Here is a 24056-nt window from a genome sequence, read left to right as displayed (position 1 = left end):
GCGTTCTCAGATCTTAGAAAATGCCTCTCAGGGCACAACCGGCGAACGGGTGCAGCAGAACCGCTAAGCGCCGTTTGAATGGATCACAGCCAAGAAATGGACGGAAATTCTTAGTCATTCCTTTATGCATCCCGGCTTAAATGAGGAATGGACTGGCGTGCCCGTATCTTCAGGCGTTTTTTCTGCATGCGACGAACCGGCAAGAGTGGCAACGTTGCCACTATTTTTGCCCTGTCGTTGCCGATCGTCGTCGGCGGCGCGGGTCTCGGCGTTGAGACTTCCTACTGGTATTACAGCGGCCTGAAGCTACAAGCGGTGGCGGATGCGGCAGCCTATGCTGGCGCTTTGGAAAAGGTTTCAGGATCCGACAAACCAACGATAGTCTCCGCCGCGACATTGTCTGCGACAACGAATGGCTGGGACCCGTCGACAGGCACAATCGAAATCTTCACGCCCCCGTCCTCCGGCCCGAATGTGGCCCAAAAGGCTGTCGAGGTCATCGTTCATCAGACCCTCGATCGGTTTTTTACATCGATATTCACGCAAAATGCGGTCGGCGCACAGGCAAGAGCGGTGGCTCTTATCACCGACGCCTCAAAGGCCTGCGCTCTAGCTCTCAATCATTCCGCTCCGAAAGCGGCGCTCTTTTCCGGCAGTTCGAATCTCAAACTGAACGGCTGCGTCGTGATGTCGAATTCGATAGCCGCGGACGCCATCAAGCTTCAGGGATCGGCAAGCCTTCAGGTCGATTGCCTGGTATCGGCAGGCGGTGTTTCGTTGAGCAACCCCGTGACGACCGTGTGCGCCAGGCCGATAACCCAGGCGTTGCCCGCTGCCGATCCTTTTGCCGACTTGCCGGCGCCACCGGCCACGAACCCCTGTCGAAACAGCAATCAGTCGGTGTTGCAACCTGGAACATACTGCAGGGGGCTCAGCTTGAGCGGCAATGTAACGCTTTCGCCCGGGATATACGTCATTCAAGGCGGTGATTTCAAAGCGAACTCGAACGCGAATATTTCCGGCGACGGAGTCATCATTTATCTGGCCGGCAGCTCCGGCGTCAGCATGAACGGCACGGCCACCATCAAGCTCAGCGCACCAACGTCGGGCACCTATTCGGGGGTGCTGTTTTACGGCGACAAAGCCAACCTGACTGGATCGAACACGGTTAATGGCACGGCAGATTCGCTTTTGACCGGCGCTTTGTATTTTCCAACGCAAGACGTTAATTATCTCGGCAATTTCTCGGGCAAAGGCGGTTGCACTCAGGTCGTCGCCAGTACCGTGCAGTGGTCCGGCAACGCGAACGTCAATCAGGACTGCACGAGCCTTGGAATGCGAGACATTCCGGCGACGCAATCCATAAAGCTTGTCGAGTAATCTTCGTGACAGGGTCAGCAGTCCGGATGTTCCGCAGCGATTCGGGTGCTGCCGCGGTAGAGTTTGCGCTGATTGTGCCGATCCTTTGCCTGGTACTCCTTGGCATCATTGACGGCTGGTCTTTTGTGTCGAACGCGTTGTCGATGCGTGCAGGCGTCAAAACGGCGGCGAATCTCGTGATGCAAGGAGCAGCCGAGGATGCGACTATCCAAGCTGTCGCTCTTTCAGGCTGGGAAAACCATCCCGGCGACGCGCAGGTGACGCTGAGCCGGAAATATATGTGCGGGACCACCGTGGTCGATCCATCTGTCCTGTGCGACAGTTTGAAAGCTCCCGCGGTTTTCGTCGAAATCCAAGCGACAGCCACCTGGTCACCGCCCTTCAGTTTCGGCGCGTTTTCGCTCTCGCGCGAGCTCAGCCACCAACAGGTGATCCGTGTTCGCTAAAGCGAGGGCCTTCATACGGGGAGCATCAGGCGGAGCTGCGTTGGAGTTCGCGCTGATCGCCCCTGTTCTGATAATGGTCTTGATCGGCGTCTTCGCATTCGGCTGGGCCTTGAATGCCATGTCCAGTGTTCGGTATACGCTGGAAACGTCCGCGCGTGCGCTGCAGATGAAGAACTCGCTGACGCAGGCCGAGATAGAAGCCATAGCCACGGCAAAATTGCTGACTTTGGGATTGAAAGACGTAGACGTAACAATAGCAATCGACGCCCCCAACGGCGGCTTTCGAATGGCACATCTCACGGCCAGGTATGCTTTCGTTATCGAGTTCCCGTACTTCGATCGGTATCCGATAAATTATGGGACGACTGTCGCAGTTCCATTGGTTGGATCATGAGCGCGTCCAATTTCCTTAGGCAATAAGGGGTGAGCGGCCCAACGAAAGTGGCTGCGTCGGTTTCTCGCGGGCTACCGCAATTCGGCCAGCAACACCTGCGCCTCCGCGAGGTTTTTTCAGAGCCGGCGGCCAGGTCGTCCACTACCCCTCGCCCACTTCTATCTCGCCGCTACTTGTTTAATGACAACTATGCGAGGCCCACATGTGGAACTTGGCGACGGAGGGCTGGGTACTCCTCAGGCAAAGCATCCTCGGCTTCGTCAACGACAATGCGCTGAGCCATGGGGCGGCGATAGCGTTTTATGCCACGACTTCGCTTGCGCCGATCCTGCTCATCGTTGTCGCTATCGCCGGCATGGCCTTCGGGCACGAGGCGGCGCAACTCGCCCTTTCGGCACAGATCGCCGGCCTGATGGGGCCGCAAAGTGCCGAGCTGCTGCAGGCGACGATCGAGAACGCCTCGCAGAAGGAAGCGGGAACCCTTGCCAGCATTCTGGGGCTGGTCACGTTGTTCGTCGCCGCATCCGGCGTGTTCGGCGAAATGCAGCTGGCGCTGAACGAGATCTGGAAAGTCAAACCGAGCGGGGCAACGATCTCGCGGCTGGTTCGGGCACGCATTGCAAGCCTGGGCCTGGTCGCCGCGCTTGGTTTCCTGCTCCTGGTGTCGCTGGTCGTAAGCGCTGCAATTTCGGCGCTCGGAGAGGTCATCAACGCCTATCTGCCGTTCGGCACCATCATCCTGAGCGCCATCAACGGGATCGTCTCGTTTGCCCTGATCACGCTGCTGTTTGCCGCGATCTACAAGGTGCTGCCCGACCGCAGCCTGCAATGGCGCGATGTCGGCCTCGGCGCCGTGGTCACCGGGTTTCTGTTCACCATCGGCAAGTCGCTGATTGGCTGGTATATCGGAACCAGCGCCATCTCATCGTCATACGGCGCGGCCGGCGCTCTGCTCGTCGTGCTGTTATGGGTCTACTATTCGGCGGAGATATTTCTGCTGGGCGCCGAATTCACGCGAGCCTATTCGGTCCGACACGGCAGCCGGACCGATTTGAAGAACAAGGTGGAATCGCATGACAAATGAATTCACGCCGAAATTCGACCTGGCCGGCAAGGTGGTGCTGGTTACCGGCGCCTCGCGCGGCATCGGCCGCGCCTGCGCACTCGCCTGCATGTGCTCGGCCACATCCCGCTCGGCCGCATAGGCGACCCGATCGACGTCGCCGGCACCGTGGTGTTCTTCGCCTTGCCGGCGGCGTCACTGATCACCGGCGCGAATATATTGGTGGATGGCGGTTGGTCGCTAGCGTGATAGGGCTCTTTGGCTGGTAGTGCGACACCGCCTCGCGAGTGCCGCCTCCCCACACCGGAAGAAGCGCGCGGACTTCGCAGGTCGTTGAGCGGTTCAAGGTTAGTCCAAGAGGTCTTTTATGGGCGAAAAATCTCAATCGAACAGTGAATTCGACGAACCGCGGAATGAGCCACTCTTCACGACTATCTCGCAGACAGACCCCGCCTTCCTTGCAGCTTACGATCGCGCACTTGCGAGTGTGCCGACATTTGTCGAACACATCGAGAGAAATGCAGATGCCTTCTGTTCCGCGAAGCTTCGGTTTCGCGATCCCGACGAGTCCGAACGTCTTGGGGAGGACAACTTTGTTTTCCTTTGGCTTGCCGCAGTGCATTATCATGCTGAGGAGCGGCTATTTTCGGGTACGTTTTTCGGGGTGCCACCCGAGCTTCAGAAATGGCATCAAGTCGGACAGCGACTTGCATTTGAAGGCGACGATATTTTCGATTGGATGGTTCTCGACGCGGGGCACTTGCATGGGGGATTCACATTGCGCGTAACCCGAGACAAGCTTCCTGAGAAAGATCGCGGCTCATACGATCGATACATCGGGGTTTCGGTTTATGAGCCACTGCCGTCCTGATTCAACGCATGCTTAATGGCCTGGTCTTTCGTTGGAGGATTGGGCACCGCACTGGTCAAACCAGCTTTCTCATTCATTGCCGGCGAGCCAACGGACCATGTTCGCCATCAGTTTTCCGTAGAACGGCCATGCGAGGAAATCCTGCGAGAGCCAATGCGGGCCGATATCGGTTGCCCAGGCAATCGCGCGGCCGCGGCCATGGCTGCCGACGGCAAGGAGCGGCCAGTCGGTGCCGCGATGGTGGCAGGTCGCCAGAAGCCGGGACGAACCGTCGCGCCTGAATTCCAGCTTGTTCATGCCGAGAATCGGCGGCAAAGGCCCCTCCACCCCGGAAAAAATCGGATGTGACGACTGCAGGATGGAGGCCTGCAGGCCTTGCGGCACCTCCATGCCGTCGCAGTAGGGTAGGCAGCGGACGGGCAGAACGTCCTCGACCGGGGTGTCGTGGAAACGCGCCGTCCCGAACATGCCCTGAAAGCCCATGTAACCGCCGGCCAGCATCAGCCCGCCGCCAGCTTCGACATAGGCCTTGAGCACATCGAGGCGGTTGACGCCGACACGCCCGGCGCGGGCATCCGGCGTGACCAGCAATGTCAGGGCGCCGACATCGGAGATCACCACCGCCTGATATTGGGCGAGCCCATCGAGGTCATAAGGGAACTCCGCGCTGCAACGCTCGCCGCCGATCTGCGTGACGGCGATGCCTTCAGTGGCCAGCGCGGCATTGAAGGCCATAGCGCCATTGGTCGAGGCCGCACTTGTAAGCACGTCGCTGCCGATGGCAACCGACGTCGTCGCTGCAAAGGTTTCGCCTGCAAGCAAGATCTTCATTGCCGCCCCGCACTGTTTTCATTCGAGATGTTTTAGGAAGGGCGCCGGATCGACCGGCGCCCCTCTGGAGCTTGAGCTCCATAGAATCAGAACTTGAACTCGGCCAGATTTTCGGGGGTCACGATCTTGGCCGGACCAAGGATCAGTTCGCCGCCGGCGCCAATCGTGTATTCGCCGAGCCTGCCTGCCGTGAACTTCTCACCCTCCTTGCCGGTGATCTTGCACTGCGCAAGCGCCTGGGCTGTCTGATAGGTAAGATAGCCAAGATCGGTGACGTTCCACCAGATATCCTGAGCCGCCCCGTCCTTGATGTATTTCGAGATCAGAGTGGCCGGCGCGAGGCCGGTCAGCTTGACCTTGCCGATCATGCCCGCTTCCTCGAGTGCACGCGCGGCCGCCGGAAGGCCAATGCCTGCCGGGACGATGATCACCTTGAGATCGGGAAACGCCTGGACCAGCGCCAATGCCTGCTGCTGGTTGATCTGTTCGCTTTCTTCACCATAGGCCACCTGCACCAGCTTCATCTTGGAGAACTTCGGCTCGGCCGCCATCTTCGCCTTCATGAAGTCGATCCAGGCATTCTGGTTGGTCGCCGTCGGCGTCGACGACAGGATCGCGAATTCGCCTTCACCGCCGCTGAGGGCGAATGCACTTTCCAGCATCATCTCGGCGAGGCTGTCGCCCTTCACCTGATTGACAAACACCGCGCGGGCATCGGCGGCCACGTCGGAATCATACGAAATCACCCTGACGCCCTGCTGAACGGCGCGCTTCAGCGCCGGCGCGACGGCATTGGCGTCGTTGCCGGCAATTGCGATGACCCCGACCTTCTGCGACACGAGGCTGTTGATGAATTCGATCTGCGCCTCGGCAGTCGCCTGCGATGGGGCGACCTGGGTGGCGGTGCCGCCAATTTCCTTGGCCGCCTCTTGTGCGCCTCCGAAGGCCACTTTGAAATAGGGATCTGTGTCGAGCTTGGGCAGGAAACCGACCGTTACGGGTTCCTTGGCGCATTCCTGGCTGAAGGCCAGCGACGTTGGCGCAAGCAGAACCGCGGACGCGAGCAGGGCTAATCTAAACGCTTTCATTGTGACTCCTCCGTCAAAATTCGGGCTTGAAGGAAGGGGCCCGAGATCACCCCTTTGTCTCGCGCATTGCGCGGGATCTGCTGAGCAGCTCCTGTGTGGAGCGCCAGTAATTGCCGACCAGCAGCGAGCCGATCAGAAGCAGGCCGATGATCATGCCCTGCGCGTCGCCACCGATCTGGTTGAGCGCCAGCACGTTGCGGATGATGGCGATCAGGACCAGCGCCAGCATGACGCCGGTCAGGCGGCCCTTGCCGCCAAAGACGCTGACGCCGCCGAGCAGAACAATGGTGATGACGTCGAGCTCCATGCCGAGCGCATTGTTGGCGCGGGCGTTGGAGAGGCGCGCGGTATAGACGATGCCGGCTATGGCGGCGACAACGCCCGAGACGACGAACAGGTTCAGCACCATCCGCCGCGTGTTTATGCCCGAATAGCGCGCCACTTCGGGGCTGCCGCCGAGCGCGTAGATGCGCTTGCCGGTCGGCGTCTTCTGCAGCACGACCGCAAACACCGGCGCCAGCACCAGGAAGGGCACGATGGTCCACGGTATCTCGGTGCCAGGCAGGTTGTTGATGCCGAAATCGACGACCGCGGGCGGCAGGATGTTGACCGAGCCGGTGCCGAGCAGGATGTAGCCAAGGCCTCGATAGAGCGCCATGGTGCCGAGCGTCACAACCAACGACTGCAGTCCAAGGCCCGAGACCAGATAGCCGTTGAAGGCGCCGAGCAGGCCGCCGCCGACGAGTGTCAGCGGAATTGCGGCAAGCGTCGGCATACCGGCCTGGACCAGCAAGCCAAAGACGACGGATGTCAGCGCCAGCACCGAGGCGATCGACAGGTCGATCTCGCGGGTGATGATGAGCAGCGTCATCGGCAGGATCAGCAATGCCTTTTCCGAGGCGCTGGCGGCCAGTTGCGAGAGATTGAAGCCGGAAACGAAATTCGGCACGAAGATCGCGGCATAGAGGAAGATGGCTACACAGGAGGTCGCCAGCAGCAGATCCCAGAAGTCGATCGACCGGAGGAACTTTTTCACCGCGCCCTCGCCTGTCTTGCCTGCTCGGCGCGCCGTACGATGAAGGTGTCGATGCCGATGGCGACCAGGATCACCAGGCCGTAGACGCCCTGCAGCCACAGCGGATCGACGCGCACCAGCGTCAGCCCGTTTTTGATGACCAGCAGCGTGAGGGCTCCGAGAATGATGCCGAGCAGCGTGCCCGAACCACCGCGGATGGCGACGCCGCCGACCACCGCTGACGCGATCACCGTGAGTTCGAAGCCGAGCGCAACGCGGGCGTCGATGGTCGCATAGCGCGATGCCCACAGCGCGCCGCACAGGCCGCCGAGCAGGCCGGCCATGCCAAAGGCCAGCAGAATGCGCCGGTCGACAGGGATGCCGATCAGACGCGCGCCGTCGGGATTGGAGCCGGCGGCGAACAATTCGCGCCCGAAGGCGGTGCGATAGAGCAGCACGTAGCCCAGGCACAGGATGACGATTGCGATGACGACGATCAGCGGCACGCCGGCGATCTTCAGGCCGGTCATGTCGAGCCAGGTTTGCGTGACTTCGTCGGCGCTGATCTGGTCGCCGGCTGCCCAGATCGAGTTGAAGCCGCGGAAGATAGACATCGAGGCCAGCGTGACGACGATCGCCGGGATCTTTCCCCTGGTGACGACGAGGCCGTTGATCAGGCCGGCGACGCCACCGACGGCGCATGCGGTCATCAGCCCGATGCCGATGTCGAGCCCTGGATAGGCCTGGACCATGCTGGCCGCCATGTAGGCCGACAGGCCAATCACCGCGGCGATCGAAAGGTCGATGTTGCGGGTGATCAGCACCAGCATCTGCGCGAGTGCTGCAACCACGAGCAGCGCGGCATCCATCGACACGGCGGTCAAGTTTGCAGCGCTCACCATGCGCGGGTTGATGATGGTGACCGGGATCGCGACCGCCAGCATCGCGGCGAGCAGGCCGAACTCCCGCCGCTTCAGTATGTCGAGCGGCCCTTTTCTTTTCTCCTCGCCGGCGGCCTGTGCTACCGGGCCGGCGCTTTCGCCGGCTTTCGTCGCTGCTTCCAGCACCTTTTCCTGAGTGGCTTCGCCCCTGGCAAATTCGGCCGTCCGATGGCCTTCGCGCAGGACGATAATGCGGTCGCACATGCCGATGAGTTCGGGCATTTCGGAGGAGATCAGGATGATGGCCATGCCCTGGGCGGCAAGGTCGGCGATCATCGCATGCACTTCCGCCTTGGTGCCGACATCGATGCCTTGCGTCGGCTCGTCGAGGATGAGGACGCGCGGTTCGGTGCGCAGCCATTTGGCCAACACCACCTTCTGCTGGTTGCCGCCGGACAGTTCCTTCACCGGCTGCGCGTAGCCGGAAAAGCGAAGCTTCATGCGCTTCAGCCAGTCCGAGACCAGGTTGGTCGCGCGGTTCGTGCCGTAGAAGCCGGAGCGGGCTGCCTCGTCGAGGATTGGCAGCACCGCATTGTCGAGGATGGAAAAATCCATCACCAGGCTCTGGCCCATGCGGTCTTCCGAGACATAGGCAATGCGCGCATCCATGGCGTCGCGTGCCGAGGCGAAGCGCACAGCTTCGCCGTCGATCAGGATTTCGCCGGCATCGGGCTGGTCGATGCCGAACAGCACGCGCGCGATCTCGGTCCGCCCGCTGCCGACCAGGCCGCCGAGCCCGAGCACCTCGCCGGCATGGAGCTCGAGGTCGATATTGGAAAAGCCACCGGCGTGCGAAAGCCCCCTCGCCTCCAGCACCAGTGCGCCGGTGGCGTGGCTTCGTTGCGGATAGAGGTCGGTCACCTCGCGGCCGACCATCATGCCGATGGCGGCGGCGCGGCCAAGCTCGGCCTTCGGCTTGACGCCAATGAGACGTCCGTCGCGCAGCACCGCGATGCGGTCGGCGATGCGGAAGATTTCGTCCATGCGGTGGCCGACGAACATCATCGCCACGCCGTGCAGCCGCAGGTCGGCGACGACAGTGAACAGCCGCTCGACCTCGCGCTGCGACAGGGCGGCCGTCGGCTCGTCCATGATCAGCACCCGCGCGTCGAGCGACAGGGCGCGGGCGATCTCGACCAGTTGCTGTTCGGAGGTGCGCAACGTTCCGAGCCGGGTTTCGGCCGGCACGTCGAGGCCGACTGTCGACAGCACCCTGCGCGCGCCGGTAAGCATGGCGGCGTTGTCGATGCCGCCGAAGCGGTCGCACGGCATATGGCCGAGATAGATGTTCTCCGCCACCGAAAGATCAGGGAAAAGACCGGGGTGCTGGTGCATGACCGAGATGCCGGCAGCCTGGGCGTCGTGCGGCGAATGGAAGACCACAGGCTTGCCATCGACTTCGACATGGCCGCCGGTCGGGAGATACACGCCGGCCAGCAGCTTTACGCAGGTGCTCTTGCCGGCGCCGTTTTCGCCAAGCAGAGCCAGCACCTCGCCTGAGCGCAATTCGAAGGACGCGTCCTTGAGGGCAATCGTGCCGCCGAAGGCTTTTGTCGCCTGAACCAGGGCAACGGGGACAGCCGCGTCGTTCGTCACCATGGCGTCGGCTTCGCCTAATGCGCCCAAGTGCAGCACCTTTCCTCCCTGGTCCTGTTTTTTCAATTTGCTATATTAAATGGCTGAATGCCGCAACTGGAAAATTGACTTCCATGGCCGCGAAGGGCACTGTCGCGTCGCGCACGGGTGCGATTTGAGTGCTCTCTCCCACGGCAGTCCCAAAGCTGCCGACGACTGGAGTGACTCTGCGGGAATGAATGGGGAGGCGCCGGTTTTGTCCGGAAAAGGCAGCAATTCGGTCAAGGTGCGGCATTATAACGAGCGTTTCGTGCTTGATGCCATCCGCCGCCTGAAGGAGGCATCCAAGTCAGATCTGGCGCGCGCCGCAAATCTGACGCCGGCCGCGGTCGCCGCTATTGTCGACGGGCTGGAATCGTCAGGATTTGTAAAGCAAGTGGGAAAAAGGTTCGGACAACGCGGATCGCCGTCCACTCTCTACCGACTTGCACCGGAGCGCATCTACAGCGTCGGCATCAAGATCGGCCGGCGCGCGCTGGAAGCCGTGCTCGTCGACTTCGCCGGCGAGGTCCGCTCGCGCGAGTCGCACGAATATCGCTTTCCGGACCCCGACATGGTGCTAAAGGCCGGCAACATGTCGCTGGCCAATTTCGACAAGTTGATCGAGGGGCTTGACGATGCCAGCATCGTCGGCGTCGGCATCGCCTCGCCGTATTTCCTCGGCGGCTGGAGCGAGGAACTCGGCTTTCCCGACGACCTTGGCAGCCGCTGGGAAGCAATCGATCTGACGACGTTCTTCGCCACAAAGCCGAAGACCCCGGTCTTCGTGGAAAACGACGCGTCATCGGCTGCACTCGCAGAGCTCATCCAAGGGACCGGCGCACGGTTCCGCGACTTCATGCATATCTCGATCGACACCTTTGTCGGCGGCGGACTGGTGCAAGGCGGCAAGGTCCACACCGGGCCGCACGGCAACAGCGCCGCGCTCGGTCCTTTGCCGGTCTCGCCTTCAAGCCTCGATTCGGTGGCGGCCAAGCCGGCGCGCTACCAGAGCCTGCTGCATCGCGCTTCGATCTATGTGCTGGTCAATCATCTCAAATCGCGCGGCATCGAAATCAATCGCGTGCGCGAACTCGACCCCTTGCCGCCGGGGGCGCGCGAGCCGCTGTCCGAATGGATCGACGATTGCGCCAATGCGCTGGTCGAGGCGATCATCGCCATCACCTCGGTCATCGACATCGAGGCGATCGTTCTCGACAGCATCCTGCCGCGGCCGATCCATCTCGAGCTGCTGGCAAAGGTGCAGACCCAGTTCAACAGGATCAGCGCCATCGGCATCGTGGCGCCGGAAATCGTATCGGGACAATTCGGCCCCGAGGCTTCGCCGATCGGCGCGGCGATGCTGCCGTTCTCGGCACTGTTGGCGCCCGACAGCGGCGTGCTGATGATCGGCAAGGACAGAACGATGCTGCTGGGCAGCCTGTCGAGACTTGCCAGCCAAAGCCAACCAGGAAGAAGCTCAGCGACTTCAACGGGATAGGGTGGCGCTGCAAGGAGCATCAAGCTCCAGGCATCATCAACATCACCTCGCAGTCCGGCACGGGCACGGCGGGCTTTTTGCGCCGGCACCGGAACTTTTAGCGGCCGCTAATCTTCATTCGTCACCGACATTGAAATGCCGATCGGTCCGCGCTCCGCTTCAGTGCGGGCCCAGGAAGCAAGGAGGAACATATGAACTGGGATCAAATCAAGGGAAAATGGACGCAGTTCAAAGGCAAGGCGAAAGAGCAGTGGGGTGACTTAACCGACGATGATCTTGATCGGATCGAGGGCAATAGGGACCAGCTCTTGGGGCGTATCCAGGAGCGATATGGCATCGCCAAGGAAGAGGCGGAGCGCCAGGTTGATGACTGGTCCAGAAGCATCAGCTGAGCCTTGGACGCAACGCCGTCTTCTGCCCCCACCGGGGTGAAACTCTGCCTCGCCCGCCGTGCCGACTGGTGCGGTGGGCTCTTTCGACAGCGAGGCCCCGCGAGGAACCTTTAGCCGTATCTAATGTTCTACTTGCGTGGCGGGCTTCGCCCCGGCGTGCGCCCCGCCCGGAGGCGAAGGAGTGCAATCATGAACAACATTATCTGGCTGGTCGGCGCGATCGTGATCATAATAGCCATTTTGAGTTTTTTGGGTCTGCGATAGCATCTGAACCCTCTCTTCGAGCCGGCGACCTTCCCCGCGCGGCATGGCCTCAGCACGCCCAAGCTGGTCAGACTTAGGTCCCAAGCAAGACACTCTGGGGTTGGACCGAAGCCTCGGCTGAGGAACGTAGCCGGCTGGCTCACGTTGTGGTGAGCTTTGGCGCGACGAAGATGCGTCCGGGCGGAAGAGTTCAAAGCCAGGGAGGAGAGGCCCGACGCTGCTAACGAGCGTCGGGCCTGGGCGTAAATGCAAACAATCAGCAGACTGTTCAATTCCCATGCCCAGGCAGCACGTGCCGTTGCCGCGCTTCAGGCTGCCGGGATTCGCCGCCGCCAGATCAGCGTCGTCGGATCTTACAACGACAACGATGAACCGATCAGCGTTGCTGGATATTACGACGATGAGATGAGCGCTGTCTGGCGGAGCGCCGTCGCCGGTGCCGCACTTGGCGCCACGGCTGGTCTGTTGGCCGGTTTCAGCGCTTTTGGAGCTCAAGACGTCGATCCTGCGGGGATGACCGGCATGGCTCTGGTCGGTGCGGCGTGGGGCGGCTTTGCCGGCGTGCTTCTCGGAACTTTCGCCAATTTCGCCCAGAAGCCGCGCAAGCCGAGGATCGCTGAGGGTGTCATACTGGTGATGGCCCGGGTCGATGAAAGGCAGGCCGGCGCCGCGCATACGGTGCTCCGGAGTTTCGCGGAGATGCCTTCCGGGCCGATGAAGAGGAGCGCTTTGCCAAATTCAAGCCGGCTCCGCGTCCGATCTAGTGCCCGATGAAGTTGGTTCGCGAAACAGGAATTCAAACCGGAGGCGCCCGACGAAAGCTTGGCAAACCAACACTTTGGAAGCATGCGGGCTACTTACCGTCGAGTTGTCCTTTATTCTTACCGTTCTGTTGGCTGGTCTCATCCTTGGCTGAACCGAACCCATGCCCTTGCCACCGGCGACACTATGCCCGGCAATTGGCGAAGGTTGTGGCCAGTTCGAAGGATTAAACCATTCGTGCTAAGCGTTAATAGCTTGTAGCCATAGGAGAGGACGCCGACGTGGACAAACGGGCTGAAGGAGACAGGGAGAAATTGGCCCGAGGCGAGTTCGAGCTCAAAGCCGAACGATATGGTGTGAACGCCTTTCTTCTCGTTGTCGAGCTTGTAAACCTGCTGGAAAAGCGCGGAACGATCAGCAGCGACGACGTCGCGAAAATAGCCGAGGCCGCCGCACTTGCGGTCGCCGCATCCAGTCAACCCGACGTGAACAGCATCAATCTGTTGCAGACCATCGCTGCCGCACGCCGGCCCAAATAGGCTTATATCAAATCCGCCGGCAATCAGCGCCAACCAGACGCTATGGATTGAACTGATCTCGGTCGAGCGTCCGGAGCCTTTCCATGTGCAACGACTACGAGCAGCACATCGCCTGGGCCGAATACTGCAGGATGATGGAATCGCTGGCGCTCAAAATCCCCAGCCATCAAACCGAACTGGATCTGCCGCAGGCGGATGACATCCACATCAACGACCCCGCGCCTGTAATGCGCGCCGCCGGCGACGCAATCGAACTGGCGTCGATGACGTTCGGCTTTCCCCCGGCCGGGCCAAAAGGCGGACCTGTATTCAACTTTCGCTCGGAGGGCCGGCAGTTCGGCAACAGCAAGCGCTGTCTCGTTCCGGCGTCGGCATTCTTCGAATTCACGGGAACGAAATATCCAAAAACCAAGCACAGGTTCACGCTGAATGGCCATTCGTTCATGGCGATTGCCGGGTTGTGGCGCGAGGGTATCGGCAACAAGCCGCCGACGTTCACGATGCTGACGAGCGAGCCGGGGCCGGACGTGGCGCCATATCACAACCGGCAAGTGGTTGTGCTGCGGCCATCGGACTGGGCGGCCTGGATCCACTTGACGAGGTCCGAGGCTGAACTCCTGCGCCCGTTGCCGGAAGGGTCGCTCAGAGTGGAGACAGCTCGGGCGGGTTCGGAGTAGGAACCATCGGAAAATTGCGCGGTGCGGCTGCGCCGCATAGCCACGGCGCCGCGCCCCATGCTCAGAACGAATGCCCGCGCGATATAAGCGCTTCAGCCCGGCTTGACGTAGCCGGCGGTGACCTCGTCCTTGTGAGCGGCGAAAGCTTCCAGGACTTCGGTTTTCTCAGGCTTCGGAATTTTGAAATGATCCAAGGTCCGCCCGAGTTCCGCTGCGACCTCATCGAATTCCGCGGGGGAAATCCGCAGGTCGCGATGTGCCTCCTCGAGGCCGAGCGGCGTCGTGCCGGGCTTGGTGGCGACGAACTTGAAGGGCCCGCCAGAAACGTCGCAGACCCACAGCGTCCGCATGAACTTGAGGCCGGGCAACCTTTCAAGGTTCTTGGTGTGCCATTTGCGCAATTGTGGGTTCTTGGACTTCTTGCCGACAATCGGGTTCATCACGACGGCGTCGCTGAAATGATCGATCACCGCCGCGATGGCGAACACACCACCCAGGCGCTCATATAGAGTCTTCCCCGATGTGGTTTTCTTAGCCTGGGCGAGTGCGTTGTCGGCAGGCAATACCGACGTCGATGCGGCGGCCAGCGCCAGCCCGGCGACAACACTTCGTCTTGTCAAAGAGGTCGAAATTTTCATCCCTGGTTCCCTTCGAGGTTAGGCCAGAGCAAGCCGCAGCCTGTCTGGCGGGCTTCATGAAGTGACATTCGGACACGTTGCCGTATTTTTAGCATCATCTAATGAACTAACGCACCCTTCGTCCGAATTATTCCGATGGACGGCATTGCTGTGGTCAACATGCGTAAAGGTCGCGCGGATGAGGAAGGCTTAAGCACGCGTCGCCGCGCGCGGCAGCGGTCGCGAAGCCATTTCGGCCGCATCGGCGGCCCGATCGATGTTGTTGCGGGCACCGTAGTGTTCCTGGCCTTGCTGGCGGCGGTCGCCTGCGGCCAATAGCCTGTGCTTTTCGAAGATCGCTAGCTTCTGCGGATAGGTGATCCGCACCTTTGCGTTGCACCCGTCGCATTTGAAGTGCGCGATTGTTCTTAGTGCAGAGCCCTTTCTTACCGCCGGATGCAAGCAATCCGGACATTCGAATGTGAGCGCGACATCTGATAAGTCTTCGGCTAAGCCCATTTCCATCCCCTTCGCAAGCTCGGTGGCTACACTCTGGCGATTCTCAATGAGCAATTCAGATACCAAATGGCTGTGCCAAAGCGGGACTAGGCCAATTCGCCCCAGAACGTTGCGAAGCTAGTGCGCCTTCTCTGTGCCTTTTGAGCCACGAAGAGACCTAACTTCCTCCAGCAGTTCGCGCTCATTGGTAGTCACGTTTCGGAAGATTGCGACAATCATCACCGCTAAGGCTTCGGCAGCCATGCTTAGAGGGTCAATGTGCTCATCTGCGCAAACCTGATCGAACACGCGTTCACAAATAGCCAAATCGTGAGGGCTGAGGCGGGTGCGATTGAAACGCCGGCGCGACATTTGCGAGCCTTCGAGGCCGCTGCCCGTGCAAAAGAAGCGGGTCTTCGCAAGAAACGCGAGTCATTGAGCGATTGTTCCCGGCTGCAGGCTTTGTCAAGCCGCCTGCAGCGGGGGCAGACCAGAACGCTTCCCCACGCGCATCATGGCGCGTGCGAGCGCGAGCTGTGGCTCGACCTTGGCATTTTCTATCATGGCGAGATGCTTGGCATTCAGGCATTTTCGGACGCCCGCCCGAACGGCGCTGGCCGCCATGCGCGGGCCGATTTCGGACGGCTGGACCGTTGGGCTCACGTCAGACACAGTAGGCTGGGGTAAAGACTGCTTCGAACCCTAAAGGGGCCGTCGGCTACCCATTTGACGACGCGGAGGAGCCACGCCTTCCGCCCCTGACAATCGCCATCGCAGCCAGTGCCACCGCGACGACCGAGTTCCAATATTTGAAAACTATTTGAAAACTCTCCCTAGACGGTTTGGCATCATGAACAGTCTTCTTTGGCGGCAGGCGCTCTAGGGTGACCCGAAACTTGGTCAGTGCTGTAAGGCGGTACATATGCTATAGCTAATATTGGGTCGAGGGGGCGACCATGAAAGGGAGGACCAACCATGAAGCCGCATTCCCTCAGCGCCCGCCGTATTGGCCTGCTTATATTCTCGGTGTGTGCTTTCGGGCTGATAACGTCAGCCGCAATGCCCGCAGACAGCAAATTCGCCGTCGAGCCGGTGGTTGAGAAAAAGGTGAAGGAACTGCCCTCCGGACCGTTGTACTGGCGGCTGGAAAATTTCCCAACGCTGGCGCAGGCCCAAAGCGCTGCGGGCCCGACCTCGCTTGCGGCGGAGGTCGCAGGCAAGGTCTGGCTGTTCACGCTTGGACCGAAGGATGGCCCTACGACCGGCGGAACCAAGGTCGTCGAGATCGGACCGGTCCCTCCGATCAGGGCAAGCGAGTACTTGCTGCGCGTCAACCGCGCCGGTGGAGCGCCCGGCGTCAAGACGAAGATCCATACGCATCCGGGACCGGAGGCCTTCTATGTGCTGACCGGCAAGCTCGGCCAGAGAACGCCCCACGGAGTGACCTATGCTGAAGCTGGTACGGCCATGATCGGACACGGGGCCAACACGCCGATGGAGGTGTTCAGCGCCGGCACAACCAATCTCGATGAGCTGGCGATCTTCGTGGTCGACGCCAATCAGCCGTTTTCGTCGCCGGCCAGCCTCGACTGAGGCGACATTTCCCAGGGTGGTACTTCCGCTCTGTTGCAGACAATCGGTCAACAAGCTGAGAATGTCTGCCCTGGGGTCGAACTCGGGTCCTTCAGGGTGTTGGGTTTTGGCCCCAACACCATCGGATTGGGTTCGCCTGACCCATAGCCGTCCACTTCCCGCTCGGGGGCGTCGCCACTCCCAGGCCAGCGAGCGTTGCCGCGATCTGACTGGGGTTCCAACCGGCCCCTTCAGCGGCCCAATGGAGGCCGTGAGCTGCTTGGCCTCCACAACGGCCTTGGCCTTGGTCGCCTCAGCCTCGCCAGGGTCCCTGGCCTCAGACCCCGCATCGAGATTGCGCTGGGTCGCGGTCACCTAAGCCAATGGCAAAGACAACTCCTCCTCGGCATTCACGGTCGTCTGGTGAAGTACGGCCCAAACACGAGAAGCGCACCAGGGTGCGATTGTCATCGATCGCTTCAGTGTGGTTCGAATGATGCGGGAGTCTGCCCAGGATACTAGCGACCAGTTGACGCTAACAGGTGCATGCTGAATTCGATGGTGCTGCGAGAGGAAACACAGCCACGAACCCGATGAGCAGCCCACCTGTGGTCCGGCGCCGTGTCGTGGTGCTCAGTGCCTGTTTCTTTGCGATGGAACTGAGCCGATGCAGGATCGCCGAGTTACGGTCTTTCATTTTGATACCCCACCAGAACTGACTCCGCACGTAGACGACAGTAAGCAGGGTATCGAGGCCTAGCTAAGTGCCCTAAGCGATCTATTTCTTGCCAGAGTTTCACTGGGAGCATCGCGTGCCATGTGGTCTCACCGACGCATTGCGGACGCTTTCCGACTTGTATACCTTCCCTTCGCAAACATCCTAATCACAAAAGGCAACCTGCACTGGTGAAGTTCGGATGACGCGAGGTTTGATTCTTCTTGCATGGATTGTCGTCGGAGCGTGGACTAGTTCGGCATTAGCTCAAGACGCCACCGAGAAAACCTTTCCCCACGACACCACGCTTAGCGATGTAGCTCCCTTGAAGCTTGCAATCCGGAAGCACCTTGCCATCTCGACGGAACCAACAGTGTGGATCGCGATGGCTCGCATGGGAGAAAGTGGGGTTGTCTACCTTTGTGGGCTTACGGATGGTGGCAGCATGTCGACCTCCATTCTCTTCTTTGCGCATAAGACGGATGGGGCTGTCGAAGTCGAAGAAATTGATAGTGACTCCAAAGTCGATGGCAGGGCCAAAAAGCTTTGCGACACTCACGGCTTCCGCACCCCTATCCCCGGCTGAACCTCCGCAACCTTTAAGGACAGCTCCCATTTCACCCATCTTGGTCATTCCGCATTTATGAGTTTACGACCTAGCCTCCTTTGGAGCGCGGACTCGAGCGCGAGCAAGCCCACATCTCGCGATCAGCTCAATCCAATATTTATCAACCCATTTTCTTTGCGGCGATGCCTTGCGCAGAACCAGGATTTGTTTGATCAGATTGGCAGGAGACCAACAACCCGCAATTGTGATCCGAAATCTGCTGGCATGATGTTTGATGGGCGGCCAATCGAACGGTCAATTCAAGCGGCACAGCGGGTGCTGGTCGGTCTTGTTGTGCTGCTTGCGCTCGCTGCCCCTACCTTGGCTGAGGATACTGACGATTGCGGAGGCGCCGCTGCAGGCTCACAGCGGATCGCCGCCTGCACGCGGATCATCGAGGACGGGGCGCGAAGCCCGAAGAGTCGCGCCAACGCTTACCACAACCGGGCGATCGCCTGGGCTGACAGCGGCGACAATGACCTGGCCATGGTGGACTACGACAACGCCATCGCCCTCGATCCGAACGACACCGATGCCTACAACGAGCGCGGACTTCTTTGGCTCGATAAGCGCGAGAACGACAGCGCCATCAGCGACTTCGACCGGGCGATCGAGCTCGATCCGGAAAAAGCCATGGCCATCTATAACCGCGGTCTCGCTTGGGCTCACAAGGGCCACGACACTCGCGCCATCGCCGACTACAGCCACGCCATCGAGCTCGATCCGAAATATCTGGAGGCCTACAACAACCGCGGCTTCGTTTTCAACAGGATGGGCGAATTCGACCGCGCCATCGCCGATTTCGACGAGACGATCAGCCTCAATCCCCAACACCCCTACGCTTACAATAACCGGGCCATTTCATGGGGCGCAAAGGGTGATGCAGAGCGCGCCGTCGCCGATTATAGCCAGGCGATCACACTCGATCCGACCTATGTCAACCCGTATGGAAGCAGGGGAATTTACTATTTCTACGGCCGAGATCCGGCGAAAGCGCAAGCCGATCTTGCCACGGCGGCAGCACTAGCACCCGACAATGCCTATTATGCGATTTGGGCGGATCTGGCGGAGCAGCGCAATAGCGGCGTTAGCAATTTGCGTGAGGCTACCAGTAAGTTGGACATGACCAAATGGCCTGCCCCGCTCGTTCGCATGTTCCTTGGGGAGCAGACGCCCGAATCGGCACTCGCCGAAGCAGACGACCCGGTCCCGAGCAGGAACCGGGGAAATGTGTGTGAGGCCGATTTTTATGCCGCGGAGTTCCACCAACTCAAGGGCCATCCCGACAAGGCCTTGCGACTTTACCGGCTAGCCGTCCGCGACTGCCCCCGCGATTTCATCGAATATGTCGCGGCAAGCAAGGCACTGCGCGCCCTGGGCGTAACTCCATAGGGTGCGCTGCGGGTATTATGTTCCGGGGCTCTGTCGGTGGCAACAAAGTCGGTCGGGTCAGCCGCGTGTCGCCCAGGAACGGCGCCTCCCTGCTGACAAAGACCCACCTTCGCCGTTGGCCTGACGTGTGCTGGGTAGGTGATCTGGTGCTGCGAGAGAGGATTGAACTCTCGACCTCTCCCTTACCAAGGGAGTGCTCTACCACTGAGCTACCGCAGCCGCCGATGGCGGGGCTTCTGCCATATCGAACCGGCAAGCGCAAGGCCAAGACAAGGGCACAAACGGGGCCGGGTTGAAAGGCCGCACCAGGCGATCGTTGCGGACATGGCCGTGCCACAATGTTGGCTATCCCTTGATCCGTACCGGCGGGTCGCCGGGCCGGGGACGGAACGATGAACGACAAGGCAGTTTCTCCGAACAAGCCACCGAAGAAGGATGGTTCCGCGAAAAAGGCAGGAACTGGCCGCAAGGACCGCCTGGCCGAGCAGTTGCGCGCCAATCTGCAGAAGCGCAAGGCGCAATTGCGCTCACGAAGGACCGGCGACGCCGACCAGCGGCCGGACGGGCTGCAGGCGGCGATGAAAAAAGATTAACGCGAATCGGCTATGTTGGTCGCCGGTACTTTGGCCAAATCAGCGTGGGCCAAAGTGGGGAATAGCCTGTTTCTTGAACCAAGCCGGCCAATGGTCTAGATGGGCGGCAACAGACTCAACCGATTTAAACCGGCCTTTTAGCCGAGGGGACGCTCTTCATGGATCGCATCAGAATTGTCGGCGGCAACAAGCTTGCCGGAAGCATCCCGATCTCGGGCGCGAAAAACGCCGCGCTGCCGCTGATGATCGCTTCGCTTTTGACCGACGACACGCTGACGCTGGAAAACGTGCCGCATCTGGCCGATGTCGAACAGCTCATCCGCATCCTCGGCAATCACGGCGTCGACTACTCGGTCAATGGCCGCCGCGAAAAGCAGCAGGAAGGCTATTCGCGCACCATCACTTTCTCCGCCCGCAACATTGTCGACACGACGGCGCCTTACGAGCTGGTGTCGAAGATGCGGGCCTCGTTCTGGGTGATCGGTCCGTTGCTGGCCCGCATGGGCGAGGCGAAGGTGTCGCTGCCCGGTGGCTGCGCCATCGGCACGCGCCCAGTCGACCTCTTCCTCGAAGGCCTGCAGGCGCTGGGCGCCGATATCGACGTCGACACCGGCTACGTCATCGCCAAGACCAGGAACGGACGGCTTGTCGGCAACCGTTATGTGTTCCCGAAAGTCTCGGTCGGCGCCACCCATGTGCTGATGATGGCGGCCTCGCTGGCCAAGGGCGAGACGGTGCTCGAAAATGCCGCCCGCGAGCCGGAGATCGTCAACCTCGCCGAATGCCTCAACGCCATGGGCGCGAAGATCTCGGGCGCCGGCACGGCGACCATCGCCATCGACGGCGTCGAGGCGCTGTCGGGCGCCCGCGTCAGGGTGATCCCCGACCGTATCGAGACCGGCACCTATGCGATGGCGGTGGCGATGACCGGCGGCGACGTCGTGCTCGAAGGCGCGCGGCCCGACCTGTTGCAGACGGTGCTGGACATCATTTCGCAGACCGGCGCCGAGATCACGCAGACCAATTCCGGCATCCGCGTCAGGCGCAATGGCGCCGGCATTTCACCGGTTGACGTGACGACGGCGCCCTTCCCGGCTTTCCCGACCGATCTGCAGGCGCAGTTCATGGGCCTGATGACGATGGCCAAGGGCAAGTCGCGCATCACCGAGACGATCTTCGAAAACCGCTTCATGCACGTCCAGGAACTCGCCCGGCTCGGCGCCCACATCACGCTGTCCGGCCAGACCGCGATCGTCGACGGGGTGGCGAAGCTGAAGGGCGCGCCGGTCATGGCGACCGATCTTCGCGCCTCGGTGTCGCTGGTCATCGCCGGCCTCGCCGCCGAAGGCGAAACCACCGTCAACCGCGTCTACCATCTCGACCGCGGCTTCGAGCGGCTGGAGGAAAAGCTGTCCGGCTGCGGCGCGGAGATCGAGCGCATTTCGGGCTAGAGCCTTTCCGCAGGGCTTGTGGCGCGGTTGCACGGACCGGAAAGACCGCCTAACAGAAGGCTGAATAGTCCAACCTTCAGGTGTGAAATCCGCATGGCCCTCAAGCTTGTCGCGCTCGACGATCAGGATCTGAGCATCATCTCGGCGCATGTCCAGGATGCCGTCATGAAGGTCAGCGATCTTGAATACCTGCCTTCGGTAAAGCGCTTCGTGCTGACCATGAATCGCTTCGTCTGGGAGGCCAAATCCGGCTTCTTTCGCCAGCACAACGAGCGGCGGCAGGCTGTGCTGCATTTCGACCGGGTGCTCGGCGCCAAGACCAGCGGCATTGCCCGCGACAAGCCCGACGAAGTGCTGTCGCTGCTGGCGATCAGCTTTCTCGCGCTCGACAAGCCGGCCGGCATCGTCGAGCTGATCTTTTCGGGCGGCGGCGCGATCATGCTCGATGTCGAATGCATCGAGGCGCGGCTTGCCGATGTCGGCGGCGCCTGGGAAGCGACGTCGCGCCCGGCCCACAGGGTTTGAGCCGATGGCCATCACGCTTCGCCAGTCCGACGCCGATTTCGAGCAGCGCTTTGCCGCGTTCCTGCTGACCAAGCGGGAAGTCTCGGCCGATGTCGACGCCGTCGTGCGCGAGATCATCGCCAAGGTGCGCGCCGAGGGCGACGCCGCGCTGGTCGCGTACACGCAGAAATTCGGCGGCGGCGACCTGGCCGAGCTCGGCATCGCCGTCTCCAGGGACGACATTGCCCAGGCTTACGATGCAGCCGATCCGCAAACGGTCGAGGCGCTGAAATTCGCCCGCGAGCGCATCCGCGCCCATCACCAGCGCCAGCTGCCGCAGGACGACCGCTACACCGATGCCGCCGGCGTCGAGCTCGGCTCGCGCTGGACGGCGATCGAGGCCGTGGGGCTCTATGTGCCGGGCGGCACGGCGAGCTATCCGAGCTCGGTGCTGATGAACGCGGTGCCGGCCAAGGTCGCCGGCGTCGAGCGCATCGCCATGGTGGTGCCGGCCTCCGGCGGCGACGTGCCGCCGCTGGTGCTGGTGGCGGCCGACCTTGCCGGCGTCTCCGAAATCTACCGCGTCGGTGGCGCCCAGGCGATCGCCGCCCTTGCCTTTGGCACCGAAACGATAAAACCTGTCGCCAAGATCGTCGGCCCCGGCAATGCCTATGTCGCGGCGGCCAAGCGCCAGGTGTTCGGAACGGTCGGCATCGACATGATCGCCGGGCCCTCGGAAGTGCTGGTTGTGGCGGACGGCAGCAACGATCCGGACTGGATCGCCGCCGACCTGCTCGCCCAGGCCGAGCACGACGTATCGTCGCAGTCGATCCTGATCACCGATGATTCTGCCTTTGGCGAGGCGGTCGAACAGGCGGTGGAGCGGCAGTTGCAGAACCTGCCGCGCGGAGAAACGGCGGCGGCGAGCTGGCGCGATTTCGGCGCCGTGATCCTGGTGCCGACGATCGAGGCGGCACTGCCGCTGGTCGACCGCATCGCCGCCGAACATGTCGAGCTTGCCATCGACGATCCCGAGGCATTCCTGGCGCGGATGCGCAATGCCGGCGCGGTGTTTCTCGGCCGCCATACGCCGGAAGCCATCGGCGACTATGTCGCCGGCTCCAACCACGTGCTGCCGACAGCGCGCTCAGCGCGCTTCTCGTCCGGACTTTCGGTGCTCGATTTCGTCAAGCGCACTTCGGTCCTGAAGCTCGGGCCGGAGCAGTTGCGGGCGCTGGCGCCGGCGGCGATTACGCTCGCCAAGGCGGAAGGCCTCGATGCGCATGGACGCTCCGTCGGCATCCGGCTGAACATGTAGAAATGTCCGACTACGACCAAACCCGCGCCAGGCTGATCGATGTCGAGCTCGACGAGACGATCGGCCGCTCGACGCCCGATGTCGAGCATGAGCGGGCGGTGGCGATCTTCGACCTGATCGAGGAGAACCGTTTTCAACCGGTCAATGACGATGGCGCCGGGCCGTACCGACTAAAACTGTCGCTGGCCGAATCCCGGCTGGTTTTCGCCGTGACGCGCGAGGACGGCGCAGCCGTGGTCACCCACATCCTGTCGCTGACGCCACTCAGGCGCATCGTCAAGGATTACTACATGATCTGCGAAAGCTATTATGATGCCATCCGAACCGCGACGCCCAGCCATATCGAGGCGATCGACATGGGCCGGCGCGGCCTGCACAATGAAGGCTCGCAAACGCTGATGGACCGGCTTGCCGGCAAGATCGAGATTGACTTCGACACGGCGCGCCGGCTGTTCACGCTGGTTTGCGTGCTGCACTGGCGAGGCTGAGCTGGCCGCCCCGCTGCCCCGCTCGAATCTGCCCCGCTCGATCCTGTTTGTCTGCGGCATGAACGCAGTGCGCTCGCCGATGGCCGAATTGCTGGCACGCAAGGTGCTCCCGCCCACCACCTTCGTTGCCTCGGCCGGGGTGCGCGGCGGGGAACGCGACCCGTTCGTCGATGCCGTACTGGCCGAAGAGGGCCTTTCACTGGGCGAACGGCACCCGAGAACGATGGACGACCTCGAGGACGATTATTTCGACCTGATCGTGACGCTGGCGCCGGAAGCCCACCACACCGCGCTCGAGCTCACCCGTTCGCTGGCCGTCGAAGTCGAATATTGGCCGATGCCCGAGCCGACCGGCGTCAGCGGCACGCGCGAGCAGATCATGGCCGCCTATCGCGACGTGCGCGAGCGGCTGAAGGCGCGGATCGGCCGCCGTTTTCTCGGCAACGGGGCTGAAAACGCCGCGGATTAAGCATGTTCACAAGCGGACGTTTATCATATAGGTTCCGCGCAACTTTCCGGCCGG

General features: G+C 61.4%; 27 protein-coding genes, 1 tRNA gene and 1 pseudogene. 22 read left to right on the top strand and 7 right to left on the bottom strand.

Features of this window, described 5'->3' with window-relative positions:
• The first annotated feature begins 147 nt into the window (after positions 1-147).
• The 7 genes and pseudogenes from NKH42_RS09360 (at position 148) to NKH42_RS09330 (ending at position 4154) form a co-directional block, all read left to right on the top strand.
• Positions 148-1380, top strand: coding sequence for a pilus assembly protein TadG-related protein (locus tag NKH42_RS09360; RefSeq protein ID WP_352508646.1), 1233 nt, complete (start codon positions 148-150; stop codon positions 1378-1380).
• 26 nt (positions 1381-1406) lie between these two features.
• Positions 1407-1826, top strand: a complete 420-nt coding sequence (locus NKH42_RS09355; protein ID WP_352508645.1) for a TadE/TadG family type IV pilus assembly protein — start codon at positions 1407-1409, stop codon at positions 1824-1826.
• Positions 1827-1866: 40 nt separating this feature from the next.
• Positions 1867-2220, top strand: a complete 354-nt coding sequence (locus NKH42_RS09350; RefSeq protein WP_254820550.1) for a TadE/TadG family type IV pilus assembly protein — start codon at positions 1867-1869, stop codon at positions 2218-2220.
• 202 nt (positions 2221-2422) lie between these two features.
• A complete protein-coding gene (locus NKH42_RS09345) occupies positions 2423-3304 on the top strand; it encodes a YihY/virulence factor BrkB family protein (protein ID WP_352508644.1) in 882 nt (293 codons plus the stop codon).
• The gene (locus NKH42_RS09340) at positions 3294-3425 is read left to right on the top strand and encodes a hypothetical protein (RefSeq protein ID WP_352508643.1); all 132 of its coding nucleotides are present in this window, start codon (positions 3294-3296) and stop codon (positions 3423-3425) included. Before NKH42_RS09345 ends, NKH42_RS09340 begins: the two co-directional genes overlap by 11 nt.
• A pseudogene (locus NKH42_RS09335) lies at positions 3392-3532 on the top strand (SDR family oxidoreductase); the annotation flags it as partial. The gene NKH42_RS09340 and the pseudogene NKH42_RS09335, both read left to right, overlap by 34 nt.
• Before the next feature lie 118 nt (positions 3533-3650).
• On the top strand, positions 3651-4154 hold the full coding sequence (locus tag NKH42_RS09330; protein ID WP_352644236.1) for a DUF2314 domain-containing protein: 504 nt from the start codon (positions 3651-3653) through the stop codon (positions 4152-4154).
• Between the two features lie 69 nt (positions 4155-4223).
• Here NKH42_RS09330 and NKH42_RS09325 read toward each other — a convergent pair whose 3' ends face one another.
• From NKH42_RS09325 to NKH42_RS09310, 4 genes are all read right to left on the bottom strand, one after another.
• Positions 4224-4985, bottom strand: a complete 762-nt coding sequence (locus tag NKH42_RS09325; RefSeq protein WP_352508641.1) for a glutamine amidotransferase — start codon at positions 4983-4985, stop codon at positions 4224-4226.
• 86 nt (positions 4986-5071) lie between these two features.
• On the bottom strand, positions 5072-6073 hold the full coding sequence (locus NKH42_RS09320; RefSeq protein ID WP_352508640.1) for a rhamnose ABC transporter substrate-binding protein: 1002 nt from the start codon (positions 6071-6073) through the stop codon (positions 5072-5074).
• Between the two features lie 46 nt (positions 6074-6119).
• Positions 6120-7109: an ABC transporter permease gene (locus tag NKH42_RS09315; RefSeq protein ID WP_352508639.1), complete on the bottom strand. Its 990-nt coding sequence runs from the start codon at positions 7107-7109 to the stop codon at positions 6120-6122.
• A complete protein-coding gene (locus NKH42_RS09310) occupies positions 7106-9664 on the bottom strand; it encodes an ATP-binding cassette domain-containing protein (RefSeq protein ID WP_352974045.1) in 2559 nt (852 codons plus the stop codon). The genes NKH42_RS09315 and NKH42_RS09310 overlap by 4 nt, the downstream gene beginning before the upstream one ends.
• Positions 9665-9860: 196 nt before the next feature.
• On the opposite strand from NKH42_RS09310, the gene NKH42_RS09305 reads away from it, so the two are divergent.
• The 5 genes from NKH42_RS09305 to NKH42_RS09285 all read left to right on the top strand — a co-directional run bounded on the left by NKH42_RS09305 (position 9861) and on the right by NKH42_RS09285 (position 13778).
• Positions 9861-11144: an ROK family transcriptional regulator gene (locus NKH42_RS09305; protein ID WP_352751531.1), complete on the top strand. Its 1284-nt coding sequence runs from the start codon at positions 9861-9863 to the stop codon at positions 11142-11144.
• Positions 11145-11335: 191 nt separating this feature from the next.
• Positions 11336-11536: a CsbD family protein gene (locus tag NKH42_RS09300; RefSeq protein WP_023677416.1), complete on the top strand. Its 201-nt coding sequence runs from the start codon at positions 11336-11338 to the stop codon at positions 11534-11536.
• Between the two features lie 510 nt (positions 11537-12046).
• Entirely contained in the window at positions 12047-12574 is a 528-nt protein-coding gene (locus NKH42_RS09295) for a hypothetical protein (protein WP_352508635.1), read from the top strand.
• Positions 12575-12843: 269 nt separating this feature from the next.
• Entirely contained in the window at positions 12844-13101 is a 258-nt protein-coding gene (locus NKH42_RS09290; protein WP_352508634.1) for a hypothetical protein, read from the top strand.
• A gap of 83 nt (positions 13102-13184) precedes the next feature.
• Positions 13185-13778, top strand: coding sequence for an SOS response-associated peptidase (locus tag NKH42_RS09285; protein ID WP_352740006.1), 594 nt, complete (start codon positions 13185-13187; stop codon positions 13776-13778).
• A 92-nt stretch (positions 13779-13870) separates the two neighbouring features.
• Here NKH42_RS09285 and NKH42_RS09280 read toward each other — a convergent pair whose 3' ends face one another.
• Both NKH42_RS09280 and NKH42_RS09275 read right to left on the bottom strand, forming a co-directional pair.
• Positions 13871-14416: a group I truncated hemoglobin gene (locus NKH42_RS09280; protein WP_352508632.1), complete on the bottom strand. Its 546-nt coding sequence runs from the start codon at positions 14414-14416 to the stop codon at positions 13871-13873.
• A 189-nt stretch (positions 14417-14605) separates the two neighbouring features.
• Positions 14606-14914, bottom strand: a complete 309-nt coding sequence (locus tag NKH42_RS09275; protein WP_352740008.1) for a hypothetical protein — start codon at positions 14912-14914, stop codon at positions 14606-14608.
• A 258-nt stretch (positions 14915-15172) separates the two neighbouring features.
• Here NKH42_RS09275 and NKH42_RS09270 point away from each other — a divergent pair, with 258 nt between their 5' ends.
• The 4 genes from NKH42_RS09270 to NKH42_RS09255 all read left to right on the top strand — a co-directional run bounded on the left by NKH42_RS09270 (position 15173) and on the right by NKH42_RS09255 (position 19179).
• Positions 15173-15580 carry a hypothetical protein gene (locus NKH42_RS09270; RefSeq protein ID WP_352740010.1) on the top strand — a complete coding sequence of 136 codons (408 nt, stop codon included), beginning with the start codon at positions 15173-15175 and terminating at the stop codon, positions 15578-15580.
• Positions 15581-15868: 288 nt separating this feature from the next.
• A complete protein-coding gene (locus NKH42_RS09265; protein WP_352740012.1) occupies positions 15869-16486 on the top strand; it encodes a cupin domain-containing protein in 618 nt (205 codons plus the stop codon).
• Between the two features lie 896 nt (positions 16487-17382).
• On the top strand, positions 17383-17766 hold the full coding sequence (locus NKH42_RS09260) for a hypothetical protein (protein ID WP_352644254.1): 384 nt from the start codon (positions 17383-17385) through the stop codon (positions 17764-17766).
• 57 nt (positions 17767-17823) lie between these two features.
• Complete coding sequence (locus tag NKH42_RS09255; protein WP_352751529.1) at positions 17824-19179, top strand: tetratricopeptide repeat protein; 1356 nt, start codon at positions 17824-17826, stop codon at positions 19177-19179.
• A 144-nt stretch (positions 19180-19323) separates the two neighbouring features.
• On the opposite strand, the gene NKH42_RS09250 is transcribed toward NKH42_RS09255, so the two are convergent.
• Positions 19324-19398: transfer RNA gene (locus tag NKH42_RS09250), tRNA-Thr, on the bottom strand.
• Positions 19399-19571: 173 nt separating this feature from the next.
• On the opposite strand from NKH42_RS09250, the gene NKH42_RS09245 reads away from it, so the two are divergent.
• The 6 genes from NKH42_RS09245 (at position 19572) to NKH42_RS09220 (ending at position 24002) form a co-directional block, all read left to right on the top strand.
• Positions 19572-19772, top strand: a complete 201-nt coding sequence (locus tag NKH42_RS09245) for a hypothetical protein (RefSeq protein ID WP_352475882.1) — start codon at positions 19572-19574, stop codon at positions 19770-19772.
• A 158-nt stretch (positions 19773-19930) separates the two neighbouring features.
• Positions 19931-21223 carry a UDP-N-acetylglucosamine 1-carboxyvinyltransferase gene (gene murA / locus NKH42_RS09240; RefSeq protein WP_352751527.1) on the top strand — a complete coding sequence of 431 codons (1293 nt, stop codon included), beginning with the start codon at positions 19931-19933 and terminating at the stop codon, positions 21221-21223.
• A gap of 93 nt (positions 21224-21316) precedes the next feature.
• Entirely contained in the window at positions 21317-21748 is a 432-nt protein-coding gene (locus tag NKH42_RS09235) for a DUF2948 family protein (protein WP_254820565.1), read from the top strand.
• 4 nt (positions 21749-21752) lie between these two features.
• Complete coding sequence (gene hisD, locus NKH42_RS09230; protein ID WP_352702190.1) at positions 21753-23045, top strand: histidinol dehydrogenase; 1293 nt, start codon at positions 21753-21755, stop codon at positions 23043-23045.
• Positions 23046-23047: 2 nt separating this feature from the next.
• Positions 23048-23533, top strand: coding sequence for a UPF0262 family protein (locus NKH42_RS09225; RefSeq protein ID WP_352747096.1), 486 nt, complete (start codon positions 23048-23050; stop codon positions 23531-23533).
• Positions 23534-23591: 58 nt separating this feature from the next.
• On the top strand, positions 23592-24002 hold the full coding sequence (locus NKH42_RS09220) for an arsenate-mycothiol transferase ArsC (protein WP_502896124.1): 411 nt from the start codon (positions 23592-23594) through the stop codon (positions 24000-24002).
• Positions 24003-24056: the final 54 nt, after the last annotated feature.

Source organism: Mesorhizobium sp. M1142 (assembly GCF_040318565.1).
Taxonomy (GTDB): Bacteria; Pseudomonadota; Alphaproteobacteria; order Rhizobiales; family Rhizobiaceae; genus Mesorhizobium.
This window is presented reverse-complemented; position numbering and strand designations above follow the sequence as displayed.

Coding starts and splice junctions, on each gene's coding strand:
- NKH42_RS09360 (WP_352508646.1), top strand. CDS start 148: ATGGACTGGCGTGCCCGTATCTTCAGGCGTTTTTTCTGCATGCGACGA.
- NKH42_RS09355 (WP_352508645.1), top strand. CDS start 1,407: ATGTTCCGCAGCGATTCGGGTGCTGCCGCGGTAGAGTTTGCGCTGATT.
- NKH42_RS09345 (WP_352508644.1), top strand. CDS start 2,423: ATGTGGAACTTGGCGACGGAGGGCTGGGTACTCCTCAGGCAAAGCATC.
- NKH42_RS09340 (WP_352508643.1), top strand. CDS start 3,294: ATGACAAATGAATTCACGCCGAAATTCGACCTGGCCGGCAAGGTGGTG.
- NKH42_RS09330 (WP_352644236.1), top strand. CDS start 3,651: ATGGGCGAAAAATCTCAATCGAACAGTGAATTCGACGAACCGCGGAAT.
- NKH42_RS09325 (WP_352508641.1), bottom strand. CDS start 4,985: ATGAAGATCTTGCTTGCAGGCGAAACCTTTGCAGCGACGACGTCGGTT.
- NKH42_RS09320 (WP_352508640.1), bottom strand. CDS start 6,073: ATGAAAGCGTTTAGATTAGCCCTGCTCGCGTCCGCGGTTCTGCTTGCG.
- NKH42_RS09300 (WP_023677416.1), top strand. CDS start 11,336: ATGAACTGGGATCAAATCAAGGGAAAATGGACGCAGTTCAAAGGCAAG.
- NKH42_RS09295 (WP_352508635.1), top strand. CDS start 12,047: ATGCAAACAATCAGCAGACTGTTCAATTCCCATGCCCAGGCAGCACGT.
- NKH42_RS09285 (WP_352740006.1), top strand. CDS start 13,185: ATGTGCAACGACTACGAGCAGCACATCGCCTGGGCCGAATACTGCAGG.
- NKH42_RS09280 (WP_352508632.1), bottom strand. CDS start 14,416: ATGAAAATTTCGACCTCTTTGACAAGACGAAGTGTTGTCGCCGGGCTG.
- NKH42_RS09275 (WP_352740008.1), bottom strand. CDS start 14,914: ATGGGCTTAGCCGAAGACTTATCAGATGTCGCGCTCACATTCGAATGT.
- NKH42_RS09265 (WP_352740012.1), top strand. CDS start 15,869: ATGAAGCCGCATTCCCTCAGCGCCCGCCGTATTGGCCTGCTTATATTC.
- NKH42_RS09260 (WP_352644254.1), top strand. CDS start 17,383: ATGACGCGAGGTTTGATTCTTCTTGCATGGATTGTCGTCGGAGCGTGG.
- NKH42_RS09255 (WP_352751529.1), top strand. CDS start 17,824: ATGAGTTTACGACCTAGCCTCCTTTGGAGCGCGGACTCGAGCGCGAGC.
- NKH42_RS09245 (WP_352475882.1), top strand. CDS start 19,572: ATGAACGACAAGGCAGTTTCTCCGAACAAGCCACCGAAGAAGGATGGT.
- murA (WP_352751527.1), top strand. CDS start 19,931: ATGGATCGCATCAGAATTGTCGGCGGCAACAAGCTTGCCGGAAGCATC.
- NKH42_RS09235 (WP_254820565.1), top strand. CDS start 21,317: ATGGCCCTCAAGCTTGTCGCGCTCGACGATCAGGATCTGAGCATCATC.
- hisD (WP_352702190.1), top strand. CDS start 21,753: ATGGCCATCACGCTTCGCCAGTCCGACGCCGATTTCGAGCAGCGCTTT.
- NKH42_RS09225 (WP_352747096.1), top strand. CDS start 23,048: ATGTCCGACTACGACCAAACCCGCGCCAGGCTGATCGATGTCGAGCTC.
- NKH42_RS09220 (WP_502896124.1), top strand. CDS start 23,592: ATGAACGCAGTGCGCTCGCCGATGGCCGAATTGCTGGCACGCAAGGTG.